The organism is Nonomuraea sp. NPDC003201 (assembly GCF_053590415.1).
Genome location: NZ_JBSFTC010000124.1, coordinates 17995 through 30622 on the forward strand (window position 1 = coordinate 17995; position 12628 = coordinate 30622).

General features: G+C 68.8%; 13 protein-coding genes. 3 read left to right on the forward strand and 10 right to left on the reverse strand.

Features of this window, described 5'->3' with window-relative positions:
- Positions 1-42 precede the first annotated feature (42 nt).
- From ACWDX9_RS33740 to ACWDX9_RS33785, 10 genes are all read right to left on the reverse strand, one after another.
- The gene (locus ACWDX9_RS33740) at positions 43-1638 is read right to left on the reverse strand and encodes an FAD-dependent monooxygenase (RefSeq protein ID WP_449961116.1); all 1596 of its coding nucleotides are present in this window, start codon (positions 1636-1638) and stop codon (positions 43-45) included.
- Between the two features lie 393 nt (positions 1639-2031).
- A complete protein-coding gene (locus ACWDX9_RS33745) occupies positions 2032-3126 on the reverse strand; it encodes a hypothetical protein (RefSeq protein ID WP_449961119.1) in 1095 nt (364 codons plus the stop codon).
- Positions 3123-3617 (reverse strand): SigE family RNA polymerase sigma factor, encoded by a 495-nt coding sequence (locus tag ACWDX9_RS33750; protein WP_350729965.1) that lies wholly within the window; start codon positions 3615-3617, stop codon positions 3123-3125. The genes ACWDX9_RS33745 and ACWDX9_RS33750 overlap by 4 nt, the downstream gene beginning before the upstream one ends.
- A gap of 43 nt (positions 3618-3660) precedes the next feature.
- The gene (locus tag ACWDX9_RS33755; RefSeq protein ID WP_449961122.1) at positions 3661-3954 is read right to left on the reverse strand and encodes an MTH1187 family thiamine-binding protein; all 294 of its coding nucleotides are present in this window, start codon (positions 3952-3954) and stop codon (positions 3661-3663) included.
- Between the two features lie 169 nt (positions 3955-4123).
- Entirely contained in the window at positions 4124-4447 is a 324-nt protein-coding gene (locus ACWDX9_RS33760; RefSeq protein ID WP_350729967.1) for a hypothetical protein, read from the reverse strand.
- Between the two features lie 10 nt (positions 4448-4457).
- Positions 4458-5135, reverse strand: coding sequence for a uracil-DNA glycosylase (locus ACWDX9_RS33765; RefSeq protein WP_449961125.1), 678 nt, complete (start codon positions 5133-5135; stop codon positions 4458-4460).
- Positions 5136-5241: 106 nt separating this feature from the next.
- A complete protein-coding gene (locus ACWDX9_RS33770; RefSeq protein ID WP_350729971.1) occupies positions 5242-6141 on the reverse strand; it encodes a carbohydrate ABC transporter permease in 900 nt (299 codons plus the stop codon).
- Positions 6138-7514 carry an ABC transporter permease subunit gene (locus ACWDX9_RS33775; protein ID WP_449961128.1) on the reverse strand — a complete coding sequence of 459 codons (1377 nt, stop codon included), beginning with the start codon at positions 7512-7514 and terminating at the stop codon, positions 6138-6140. Before ACWDX9_RS33775 ends, ACWDX9_RS33770 begins: the two co-directional genes overlap by 4 nt.
- A gap of 12 nt (positions 7515-7526) precedes the next feature.
- Positions 7527-8861 carry an ABC transporter substrate-binding protein gene (locus ACWDX9_RS33780; RefSeq protein WP_350729974.1) on the reverse strand — a complete coding sequence of 445 codons (1335 nt, stop codon included), beginning with the start codon at positions 8859-8861 and terminating at the stop codon, positions 7527-7529.
- A gap of 7 nt (positions 8862-8868) precedes the next feature.
- Positions 8869-10116, reverse strand: coding sequence for an ABC transporter substrate-binding protein (locus tag ACWDX9_RS33785; protein WP_355191377.1), 1248 nt, complete (start codon positions 10114-10116; stop codon positions 8869-8871).
- A gap of 130 nt (positions 10117-10246) precedes the next feature.
- Between ACWDX9_RS33785 and ACWDX9_RS33790 the strand changes: the two genes are divergently transcribed.
- The 3 genes from ACWDX9_RS33790 to ACWDX9_RS33800 all read left to right on the forward strand — a co-directional run.
- Complete coding sequence (locus ACWDX9_RS33790; RefSeq protein ID WP_350729978.1) at positions 10247-10753, forward strand: PadR family transcriptional regulator; 507 nt, start codon at positions 10247-10249, stop codon at positions 10751-10753.
- Positions 10750-11478 carry an ABC transporter ATP-binding protein gene (locus tag ACWDX9_RS33795; RefSeq protein ID WP_449961131.1) on the forward strand — a complete coding sequence of 243 codons (729 nt, stop codon included), beginning with the start codon at positions 10750-10752 and terminating at the stop codon, positions 11476-11478. Before ACWDX9_RS33790 ends, ACWDX9_RS33795 begins: the two co-directional genes overlap by 4 nt.
- A gap of 58 nt (positions 11479-11536) precedes the next feature.
- The coding region (locus ACWDX9_RS33800; protein WP_449961134.1) for an ABC transporter permease at positions 11537-12628 on the forward strand (1092 nt) is incomplete at its 3' end.

The window sequence follows — 12628 nt, forward strand, 5'->3', positions numbered from 1 at the left end:
GTGGATGGCTCGGGACCGTCCGAGGTCGTCAGGGGTGGTTCGCTAGCGGCTGAGGAGTTGGGTCATGATCTGGTCGAGGGTGGCTGCCGGGTTTGGGACGGGGCCGGGGGAGCGCCAGGCTACGTAGCCGTCCGGTCGGACCAGGACGGCGCCGCCCCCGCTGACGCCGTACCGCTTCCGGAAGTGCCCCTCCACGTCCTTCAGTTCCTCGTCCACCACCAAGCGCGTGAGCTGGACGCCGAGGCGCTCCTTGACCAGACGTCCGGCGTCCATCCAGGCCTGGCCGCCCTGCCTGTCGGCCAGCAGTACGAAGCCGGAGCCGAAGAGGTCGATGGTCGAGATGCGCTGGCCTTCCCAGTCGAGCACCACGTGTGGGGCGCGGCTGCCCGGACGGCCGGTGGGTACGCGTGGGTCCTCCAGGATGGAGCCGTCGTCGCCGGGTTCGTCCAGGATGGCTGTGGAGTGGTAGCGGTATCCGATGATGACGCTCATGAAGTCCTCGAGGGGCTCCGGGTAGCCGACGCGGGCGGTTGGAGGCATGCGTACGCCGAGGTTGGCGAGCTGGGCGTCGGCCGTCAGCGTGCCGATCGGGCGGCGTTCGGCGTCGTACGTGTCGAGGAAGTCGGGCCCGGCCTGGCCTGTGACGACGAGCCAGAGCCGCCAGGCGAGGTCGCAGCCGTCCTGGAGCGCGGTGCTGCCGCCCTGCCCGCCGGTCGGCGGCATGGTGTGGGCCGCGTCCCCGGCGAAGAACACCCGGCCGGCGCGGTACGTGTCGGCCACCACGTGCCCCAGGGTGAACGACGTCTTGTCCAGTAACTGGACGTCCAGATCAGGCTGGTCGGCCGCGATGCGTACCAGCTCTCTGCAGCGCTCCTCGGTGAAGTCGGCTTCGCTCTGGCCGTCGGAGTAGTTGACGCCCAGCACGTGTGCCCCGACGCCGGTGCCGGTCACGATCACGCCGGTGAAGAGGTCGTTCTGCAGGTACCAGAGTGTGACCTCGCGCTCGCGTACCAGCCCGCTCAGGTCCGCGTCGAACATGATCGAGCACATCCGGCCCAGCTCGCCCTTGCCCGAGGTGGGGACGTTCAGGAGGTGGCGGAGCGGGCTCCGGTAGCCGTCCGCGGCGACCACGTAGTCGGCCCGTACGAGGCGGTCGCCGTCGGCGTCGCGGATCAGCGCGGTCACGCCGTCCTCGTCCTGTTCCAGCGAGACCAGCTCGGTGGAGAAGCGCAGGTCGGCACCCAGCTCCTCGGCCGTATACCGCAGCAGCCGCTCGATCGCGGCCTGGGGCGCCCCCACCTGCGCCGCCGGGGTGATGTCGGCCAGGAAGGCCATCTCCTCCTGCTCATCGTTGATGATCATGTGAGGGTTCGGGTCGGCCAGGCTCTTGGCGATCGCTATGCGCATGTTGTCCCCGATGCCTGCCCAGGTCTCGCGGAGCTCCTGCTCGATGCCGGGTACGGGGCGCAGCAGCTCGATGGCTCGCGGGCCGACACCGAACGCCTTGGGTTGGATCGAGGTGCTTGGGTGCTTCTCCACCAGCATGACGGGTACGTCGCGCCACGCCAGGAGTGTTGCCGTGCTCAGGCCTGCGTACCCACCACCCACCACCAGGACGGGAACCCGCTCTTGTTCCATGCTTGTCCACCTCCGGGAACGCGTAGTATCGCGTCTATGGTCGAGGACACGATATGTCGCGTTAGGGGAAGCGGTCAAGACATATCGCGTTGCGGGAAGCTGGGGGAGTGGGGGTTAGGGGTGGCGATGTGAACTCCGGGGGCGCGGGGTACCGGGGTACGAGGTGCGCACGGCTTGGGCGGCGCCGGAGGGGGTTGTGGCTGTGGGGTGTGCCGGCCCGACCGGTGCCGGGTTTTATGGGGGTGTGCGCGGCCGGTACGGGGGTGTCGGGCGGGACGGGTGCCGAGTGTGGGGTGGTGGTGCGCGGTGGGTGCTGATGTTGTGGGGGTGGGGCGGACCCGCGCTTGGGTGCGCGGGTCCCGTGGGTTGATGGGTGGGTGTGGACGGTTGGGGTCAGTGGACCAGGCCTGGGACCAGGGTTTTTCCGTAGTTGCGTAGGGCGAAGAGTTCTCGGGTTTTGCCGGTTCGTACGTCCATGGCGTAGACCATCGGCTTGGGTCCGCGTGGTGACTCGGGGGTGGCGACCACGGTCACCTCGGTGGAGTTCAGCCAGCCGCCGAGCCCCGACGGCTGGAGCCCTTCCGGGATGCCGGAGATCGGGACTCGGGTTTCGCGGCCGCCCCGCACCGGGTCGAAGACGACGATCGAGCCGTCCAGTTGCACCATCGGGCGGCGGTTCGGGTCGTAGGTCTGGCCCAGCCGGGTGAGGGTGCGGCCGTCGGGGGCGAGGGCGCTGTAGTCGTACGTGAAGTCCGGGATGGTGATCGGGTCGTGGCCGAGCACCCGCACCTGGCTGGAGTTCTCGTACGGCTTGACGAGCACGACGGGGCCGGATCCGTCCGACACGCTCACCGGCCACCAGCCGCGCGGGAGGTCGGAGACCGTGCCCCGCTCCACGTCCACCAGCTTGTTGGGCTCCCGCCGCCCGCCCCAGCTCGACACGATGAACCGCAGCCCGCTGGGCGACAGCCGCAGGGTGTGTTCGGCCGAGCGCGAGAAGTCCTCCGCGGGCTGCTTCAGCGGGGACTTCCAGGTCTTGCCGCTCGCCAGGTCGCGCACCACGATCGTGCGCTGCTTCGAGCTGTAGTACGCCAGCCGGCGGCCGTCCGCCGTGACCGCCAGGGGACCGGTCTCCGGTGCCGCGGTCAGTTCGTAGGTGTCGCCGTCGCGGGTCACGAGCCGCCAGGCGTTCTTCGCGCACGCGGTGGTGCGGCATTCCGGCCGGTACGCCTGTTCGATCGGTCCGACGCCTTCCGAGGGCAGCGGGGAGACCGTCGTCTCCGGCGGGGTGAGCACGACCGGGGGCTCGGGGCGTAGCTGTTGGAGGAGCACGGTGCCGCCGCCCGCGATGAGGCAGGTCGCCGCGGCGATGGCCACGGCCAGGCGGGTGGCGCGCCGACGGCGGGCGCCCCGCACGGCCTGGGCCGCCAGATCGACGGCGGGCGCCTGTTCGGCCAGCGCGTGCAGGTCTTCGCGCAGCGGGTTCACCGGTACACCTCCTGGGGGACGAGCGCGCGCAGTTTCGACAGCGCGTAGTGGGTCTGGCTCTTGACGGTGCCGACCGAGACGCCCAAGAGCTGCGCGGTCTCGTGTTCGGTGCGATCTTCGTAGAAGCGCAGCACGATCAGCGCCCGCTGCTTCGGCGTGAGCCGCGCCAGTGCGTGGAGCAGGGCGATCCGGCGTACGGTCGCCTCGTCGTGCGGCTGCCCGGACGCCGCGAACTCCGGCAGTTCGGCCTCAGAGAGCTCGATCCGCTTGCGCTTGCGCCAGGAGATGGTCTGGTTCACCAGGGCTTTGCGCGCGTACGCCTCGGGGTTGCCACCCTTGGCGAGCTTGGCCCAGTGGGAGGCGACGCGCGTGAGGACCGTCTGCAACAGGTCCTCGGCGAGGTGGGCGTTCCCGGTGAGCAGGTACGCCGTCCGCATCAGCGATTGCTGGCGGGTTCGTACGAACTCGTGGAACCCCTCGTAACGGTCCATGCATAAAACAACTTCGCCGAAGGGCCCAAGGTTGGAAAATCGGCTATTCGGAGAGGTGGCGTTCCAGGGACTCGAGCTTGCTGGTCATCCCGTCGGTGACCCCCTGCCGGAGATCGGCCTTGAGCACCAGGCTGACCCGGGGCGCGACCTCCGCCACCGCGTCCACCGCGCGCTTCACCACGTCCATGACCTCGTCCCACTCGCCCTCGATCGTGGTGAACATGGCGTCCGTACGGCTGGGCAGGCCGCTGTCGCGGACCACCTTGACGGCGCGGGCGACGGGCTCGGCGACTCCCTCGCCGACGCCCAGCGGGGTGATGGAGAATGCGACGATCACTGCGTGCCTCCTTGCGGCGGGCCGGAGGGTATCGATCTTAACGAGTCGCCAGGTCTCGACAGCCGCCAGGTCTTAACGAGCCATCAGGTCTCAACGATCCGCCAGAGAGAAGCGAAAAGCCACGACGCCTCCCAGAACGCCGTGGCCACCGCCGTACTTCACCCACGCGTCACACGTGGTCGTGCTCCTCTTCGTCCTCGTCCTCGCTGGGCCCCTCGGAGGGCTCCACCCCGAGGACGGCCTCGCGCGGCTCGATCTCGTTGATGTGGTCGACAAGCTGCAGCACGTGGTCCGGCTCGATGAGCCACTGCAGCGCCGAGGCGCCCGTCTCGTCGGAGCTGACCAGCTCGGCCTGCTCGGTGCGCTCCTCGGCGGTGAGGTCGGCGTCCGGGTGCCGGATCTCGGCCAGCGCCGCCGCCTGCAAAGCGTCCACGTCAAGCACCTCGACGGTCAGCTCGACCGTGAGACGCAGGAACTTCGGTTCATCACTCATGGCGACGACTCTAGGGCAGCTTCCACTCGACAGGTGCCGCGCCTTGCTGTTCCAGCAGCTCATTGGCCCGGCTGAAGGGACGCGAGCCGAAGAAGCCGCTGCGCGCGGAGAGAGGGGAGGGATGAGCGGACTCGACGCGGGGCACATTGCCGAGCATCGGGGCCAGGTTGCGGGCGTCGCGGCCCCAGAGGATGGCCACCATCGGCTTGTTGCGCGCCACGAGGGCGTGGATGGCCTGCTCGGTGACCTGCTCCCAGCCCTTGCCCCGGTGGGAGGCGGGCTTGCCGGGCATCACGGTGAGGACCCTGTTGAGGAGCAGGACGCCCTGCTCGGCCCACGGCGTCAGGTCGCCGTTGGCGGGGCGGGGGAGGCCGAGGTCGGTCTCCATCTCCTTGTAGATGTTGACCAGGCTGCCGGGCAGCGGCCGCACCTCGGGCGCCACCGAGAACGACAGCCCGACCGGGTGGCCGGGCGTGGGGTAGGGGTCCTGACCCACGATCAGCACCTTGACGTCGTCGAAGGGCTGGTTGAAAGCGCGCAGCACGTGCGCGCCCGCGGGCAGGTACTGCCTGCCATCGGCGATTTCCTTGCGCAGGAACTCGCCCATCAGGGAGATCTGCTCGGAGACGGGCTCAAGCGCACTGGCCCATCCGGCTTCGACGACTTCGTTCAGTGGACGACCGGCCATGGCCGTTGAGCTTATCTAGGTCTGGTACGGCTTGCTGCCGAAACGTCGGGTCCAGCCGTACCAGAATGATCACAAGGTGCCCGCGCGATCCGCGCGGGCACCTTGATCACTTCACGGATCCGGCCATCATGCCCTGGACGAAGTACCGCTGGAAGGCGAAGAACAGGACCAGCGGGATGAGCAGTGACAGGAACGCACCGGACGAGAGGATGTCCACGTTCGATCCGAACTGCCGCATCTGGGACTGCAGGGCCTTGGTCATCGGCTGGTTGTCGGTGTTGGCGAAGACCAGCGCGATGAGCATGTCGTTCCAGACCCACAGGAACTGGAAGATGCCCAGCGAGGCGATGGCGGGCTTGCCCAGCGGGAACACCACCGACACGAAGATCTTCCACTCCGGCGCCCCGTCCATCCGCGCCGCCTCCAGCAGCGAGGACGGGATGCCGACGAAGAAGTTGCGCAGCAGGAAGATGGCGAACGGCAGGCCGAACGCCGTGTGGAACAGCACCACGCCCGGGATCGAGCCGAAGATCCCGATGCCTCCGTAGAAGGACGCGACGGGGATCAGCGCGATCTGGATGGGCACGATCAGCAGCCCGACCACGACGAGGAACGCCCCGTCACGCCCGGGGAACTCCATCCACGCGAACGCGTAGGCGGCCATGGCCGCGATGCCGATCACCAGGACCGTGGTCGGCACCGTGATCAGCACGGTGTTCCAGAAGGACGCCGTGAAGCCGCTGGCCAGCAGATCCTTGTAGTTCGCGAGGGTCAGCTCGGCAGGCTTGGTGAAGATCGTCCACCAGCCCTCGGAGGTGTTGACGTCCGTCGTACGCATCGAGACGACGAGCAGGCCCAGCGTCGGCACCAGCCAGAACAGGCCCAGCAGGATCATGATCACCTGGACGGCTCCGCCGCCGATCCGGTCCACGATCTTGCTCACCACGCTCCTGCGTGGCGCGCCCGTCTCCAGCCCCGAAGGGGCGGTAGCCGTGGCTGTCGTCATGATTCGTCCCTCCTGAACCGGCGAATGTTCATGATCATGAAGGGGAGGACCAGAACGAGCAGGAAGACGGCCAGCGCGCTGCCCAGACCCTGGTTGTTCCCGCCACCGAACGCCACGCGCCACATCTCCAGCGCGACCACGTTCGCCTGGGGTTGGACCGAGGCCGGGGCGATGATGAAGACAAGGTCGAACACCTTCAGCGTATTGATGATCATCGTCACGAAGACGACGAGCAGCACCGGCGACAGCAGCGGCACGGTGATCTTGCGGAACACCTGCCACTCCGAGGCGCCGTCGATGCGGGCCGCCTCCAGCGCGTCACGCGGGATCGCCGCGAGCCCCGCCGCGATCAGCACCATGGCGAAACCGGCCCACACCCACACGAACGCGCCGATGATCGCCGGGGTGATGAGTGTCGGGCCGAGCCAGCTCAGGCCTTTGTAGGCGGCCTGGAAGTTCGACTGCGGGAGTCGTACGACATAGGAGCCGGCGGACAGGCCCTGGAAGCGGAACGAGCCGTCGTCGGCCGTCGTGGCGGTCGCGGCGACCTTGCCGTTCTGCACCGCCTCGACGGTCATGCCCGGCAGGCCCTTCTCCGAGGCGTCCACCTCGCCGTTCTTGCCGCCGCCTCCCGGCGTGAAGTCGAACCACACGGTCCCCGAGAGGCCGTCGCCGGCCGCGGGGGCCTTGGCGGTCTGGGCGTTGCTCGGCAGGGCGTTCGGCTTGACGCCCACGATCGGGATCAGCACCGGCTGACCCGCCTGGGCGGGCTGCTTGGTGACGACCGCGCCGCCGTCGGCGGCGACCGGCGACTGGTCGCCCTCGCGCGGGCGCGCCTCCGGGTAGCCCTGCGAGGAGGAGAACGTGTCGTGCACGGTGGTGAGCACGGCGTTGGCCACGCCCTTGGCGGGGTCCTGCTCGTAGACGAAGCGGAAGATCACGCCCGCCGCCATCAGGGAGACCGCCATGGGCATGAACACGATCAGTTTGAACGCCGTCGACCACCTGATCCGCTCGGTCAGGACCGCGAAGATCAGGCCCAGCGTGGTCACCACGATCGGCGCGATGACAACCCAGATGAGGTTGTTGCGGATCGTGGTGAGCATGCCGGAGTCGGTGAAGATCGTGGCGTAGTTGCCCAGTCCCACGAATCCGGTGCCCGCCGAGTCGAACAGGCTCCGGAAGATGGAGTAGACGATCGGGTAGACCACCCAGATGCCCAGCAGCACCGCCGCCGGGAGGAGGAAGGCGATGGCGACCGCCGGCGAGGGGCCGAGGCGTCGTTGCGTACGGGGGGTTTCAGCCGGTCCGGTGGAGGGCTCGTCCGCGGTGTCCGCGGACGAGACCTGCGGGCCGTCCAACCGTTCGGTCACGGCCTTACCTCTTTACTTCTTCCAGGCCTTCTTGGCCTCGGCTTCCAGTGTGGTCTGAGTGCCCTTGATGTCGCTCGGGTTGCGCAGGAAGTCCTGCAGCGCCTTCCACTCGCCCTTGCCGTCGGTGGCGCCGAACGCGCTCGGCGCCAGGTCGGACATGTCGTAGCGGACGGCGTCGCCGGCCGAGACGATCGTCTGGCCGAGCTGCTTGGTCAGCTCGTCGGGGTAGTTGTCGGGGGAGACGTTCTTGTTGGGCGACAGGTAGCCGGGCAGCTTGGCCCAGATCTCGCCACCCTCCTTGGAGGCCAGGAACTGCAGCAGCGCCATCGCGCCGGGGGAGTCCTTCATCGCGACCGCGACGTCGCCGCCCAGGACGACGGGGGCCGTGTCACCGGCCTTGGGGAACGGGAAGTACTTGGCCTCCTCGCCCACCTTGGCCTTCGACTGCGCCGCGGAGACGGCCACGAAGTCGGCCTCGATCACCATGGCGGCCTTCTTGTCGCCGTAGACCTTGGTCACGCAGCCGGGGAAGTCGGTCTGCAGGGCGCCGGCGTTGCCGTCGACCACGAACTCCTTCTTGCCCGCGATCTGCGCGATCTTCTCCAGCGCGGTGGTCACGGTCGGGTCCGTCCACGGGATCTCGTGCTTGGAGAGCTTGTCGTAGTTCTCCGGCCCGGCGGTGGACAGGTAGACGTTCTCGAAGAGGTCGGTCAGCGTCCAGCCGGACGCGCCGCAGAACGAGAACGGCGCGGTGCCGGAGTCGGCGATGGTCTGAGCGTTCTTGACCAGCTCGTCCCAGGTGGTGGCCGGCTGCACGCCCGCGTCGTCGTACGCCTGCGCCCGGTACCAGACCAGCGACTTGTGCGCCGCCTTGATGAGCACGCCGTACACCTTGCCGCTGGCGGAGCCGAGCTCCTTCCAGTACGGGGTGTAGTTGGTGTCCACCTCCTTGACGACGTCGTCGGTCAGCGGGATGAGCGCGCTCTGGTCGGCGTACTGCTGCACCAGGCCCGGCTGCGGCAGGATCGCGACGTCCGGCGGGTTCTTGCCCTGGATGCGCGGGCCGAGGTAGGCGCCGGTGTCCTCACCGGTGGAGGCGTACGTGACCTTCGCGCCGGTCTTCTCGGTGAAGGCCTTGAGAACCTGCTCGAAGTTCTTCTGCTCGTCGCCGGTCCACTTGGCGGCGACCTCGAGCTTCACGCCCTGCAGCGGCTTGGCGCCGGCGGCGGGGGCCGACGCGGAGCCGGAAGCGTCGGTGGACGGCGAGGTGGTCGTCGGGGCGTTGCCGCAGGCGGCGACGGCTACCGCGAGCCCGGCCAGGATTGCTGCTGCTCTGGCGTTTCGCATGGTTGCCTCACTGTGTTCTGATGATCTCTTCGATTTCGGACTTCATGGAGACCGCGGCGTCGTCCGCGGACTCGGTGGAGGGGTTGCCGAGCGCCTTGGCGACCGAACTGGCGATCACCAGGCTCAGCTGGTTGTAGTTGGCGCTCACCGGCCGTGCCTTGGCGGCGAGGATGCTCTCCTTGAGCACGGGCAGGTAGGGGAAGCGCTTGATCAGGGCGGGGTCGTCGTAGAGCTCGGTCCACACGGGCGGGAAGGAGCCCTCGGTGAGGACGCGGCGCTCGTTCTCCAGGCTGGTGAAGTAGCGGATGAACTCCTGCGCCGTGTGCTGATGCTTGGAGTACGCGCTGATGGCGAGGTTGGCGCCGCCCAGCGTGCTGGACCCGGGGCCGTTGAGCCCCGGCAGCCGGGTCACCCCCAGCTTGTCGCCCAGTTTCGCCCTGGCCGGGCCGTAGCCGTGCGGCCAGTTGCGGGCGAAGGCGAGCCGGCCCTCCTGGAAGGCCAGGCGCGTCTCCTCCTCCTTGTAGCTCAGTGACTCCTTGGGGATCCAGCCCTCGCGCAGGCCCTGGAGCAGGAAGTCGAGTGCGATGCGCGTCTTGGCCGGATCGAGGGTCACCTCCGTGCCGTCCTTGCTGACGATCTGCCCGCCGGCGGACTGCAGGGCCTCGGAGAAGTTGACGGTGAGCCCTTCATACGCCAGGAACTGCCCGGCATAGCCTCCAATATCGTTCTTTTTCATTATTTGGCGGGATTGGTCGCGAAGCTCGGCCCACGTCCGTGGCGGCTTCTTGACCAGGTCGGTCCGGTAGTAGAGCAACCCTGCGTTGCTCGTGTACGGGACGGCCCAGAGCTTGTTCTTGTAGACCGCCGTTTCCACGACGGGCGGCAGGAACCTGTCGAGCGGGAACAACCCGCGCTCCAGGGGGATGATCCAGCCGTTCTCCGCGAACTCGGCAGTCCACACCACGTCGAGCCCCAGTACGTCGTACCGGCTGCTCTTGGCCTGGAGGTTGGCCACCATCTGAGCGCGCTGCTCGTCGGCGGCCTCGGGCAGCTCCAGCAGCGTCACCTTCTCGGCCGGGTGGGCCTGGTTCCAGCGGTCCAGCAAGGGTTGCAGGTACGCCGTGGTGTCGCGACCGGTGGCGAACGTGATGGGGCCTGTGCCGCCCGTGCCGGTTTCGCCGCCGCCCTCATTGCTCGCGGGCGCGCAGCCGGCCGCCGCCAGGAGGACGACCAGGGAGAGCGTGAGCGAGCGCACTCTGTTTCCTCCACGTTCAGAGTGATTTACATACGTGTTAGGTAGATGCATTCATGTTATGCACACATGTAATCTGTAGGTCAACGGCTTGATACGTAACGCGTTCGTAACACGGCGGGGAGGTGGGGCGGTGCGGCTTCACCTGCTGGCGCTCCTGGCTAAGGAGCCGGCCCATGGGTACGAGCTCAAACAGGCGCTGGAGCAGACGTTCGGCAGCGCCTATCCGTCCCCCAACATCGGCCAGATCTACGTCACGCTCGGCAGGCTGGAGAAGGACGGCCTCGTCCGGGCGGTGGACGTGGAGCAGTCCAACCGGCCCAACAAGAAGGTCTACTACCTCACCGCCAAGGGCCGGGACGTGCTCACCCTCTGGGTGGACGAGCCCACCGAGGGCCCCAGGGTGCGCGACGAGTTCTTCATGAAGCTCGTGCTGGCCCCGCTCACCGGCATAGCCGACCGGATGGCGCTGATCAGCCGTCAGCGCCGCCACTACCTGTCGCTCATGGGCGATCTCAACGACCTCCTGGCCCGCACTGCGCCGACCGACCGGGTGGCCATCCTCCTCATCGAGGGCGCCATGCTCCACCTGCAGGCGGACCTTGACTGGCTGGAGCGTTGCCAGGAGGATCTGGCATGAGCACGGTTGTGAAAACGGTCAATCTGGTCAAAATCTACCAGGATGGCGCAGTGCCCGTGCCTGCCGTACGCGGCGTGGACCTGCAGGTCGAGCCGGGTGAGTTCGTCGCGATCATGGGTCCGTCCGGCTCCGGGAAGTCCACGCTCGTCCACATGCTGGGCGGGCTCGACACCAGGACGAGCGGCGAGATCTGGCTCGACGGCAAGCGCGTCGACACGCTCTCGGAGAGCGCCTGGGCGCTGCTGCGGCGCAAGAAGGTCGGGTTCGTCTTCCAGTTCTTCAACCTCGTCGCCAACATGACCGTGGGCGACAACGTCGAGCTGCCCGCGCTGCTGGCCGGGGCCTCCCCCAAGGTGGCCCGCGAGCGCAGGGAGGGCCTGCTCGGCGCGCTCAACCTCACCGACCGCGCCGACGCCTCGCCCGCCCAGCTCTCCGGAGGCGAGCAGCAGCGGGTCGCGCTGGCCAGGGCGCTGGCCAACCAGCCCAGCGTGCTGCTGGCCGACGAGCCCACCGGCAACCTCGACAGCCGCAACACCCGCGACGTGCTCCGCCTGCTCAGCGACGTCCACAAGGAGGGCCAGACGATCGTGATGGTCACCCACGACGCGCGCGTGGCGAGCCTGGCCGACCGGCTGGTGTCGCTGTTCGACGGGGAGATCGTGGACGACGGCCGCATCGCGCGCCGCCGCACGCGCACGGCCGGCGAGGTGATCGACCTCAGGTGAGCGAGCGAACAATCGGACACAGCAGGGCAGCACTCACAGGCCCGACAAAGGAGGGCCTGTGAGTGCCACTTTGGCGGGGAGCCGGTGGATCAAGGCCGACCTGCGGGCCCGGAAGGGCCAGGCGCTGCTGACGGTGCTGACCGTGGCCGGGATCGTGGCCGCGCTGATCACCGCGGCGACCCTGCTCGAGGAGGGCACCAACCCGTGGCGCAGCCTGTTCGCCCAGACCGACGGCGCCCACGTCTGGCTCTACACCGACGACAGCCCCCAGGCTGACCTGAGCGGCATCGACGGCGTGACGCAGATCGCGGGCCCGTACCGCTCGGCGCCCGTGACCGTGGCGCAGGAGGGCAAGAAGGAGCCCGCGGCGCTGCGCGCGATGCCCGCCACGCCGCCGCAGGTGGCGCACCCGCTGGTGGCCGAGGGCAGGTGGCTGGATCCCTCCCAGCCCGACGGCGTGGTCGTCGAGCGCTCGTTCGCGACCTCGCTGCGGCTCAGGATCGGCGCGCCCTTCACGATCATCGCGCTCAGCGGCAAGCGCCACACCCTGTACGTACGCGGCATCGCCGACTCCGCCGAGCAGGGCTTCTACCCCCAGTGGACGCCCGGCCTGGCCTACGTGCTGCCCGTCATGCTCGACCGCATCGAGCCCATGCTGGGCCGCAGCGAGTGGGTGACCGGGCTGCGCCTGGCCGACCCCGACGCCACGCAGGTCGTCTCGCAGCGCGTGGTCGTCATGCTGGAGGACAAGCTCCAGCGGGTCTACACCTGGCGCGAGGTCAGGGCCGCCATGGAGCTGGACAACCGGCTGCTGGGCACGCTGCTGGCGCTGTTCGGCGTGGTCGGGCTGGTGGCCGCCGCGCTCGCCCTGGCCAACGCGGCCGGCGGCCGGGTGCTGGCCCAGCTCCGCGACCTGGCCACGCTCAAGTCGATGGGCTTCACCAGGGGCCAGCTCGCGCTGCTGCTCCTGGCCGAGCACGGCGCGCTGGGCCTGCTCGGCGTCGCGATCGGCGCCGTGGTGGGCTGGGGCGTGATGGCGGCGATGCTCGGCGCGACGTCCGTGGCGCCGATCCCCGTGCTGGCCATCGTCGCGGGCACGGCCCTGGTGGTGCTGGCCGCCGTGGGGCTGCCCGCGTGGCGCGGCGGCCGC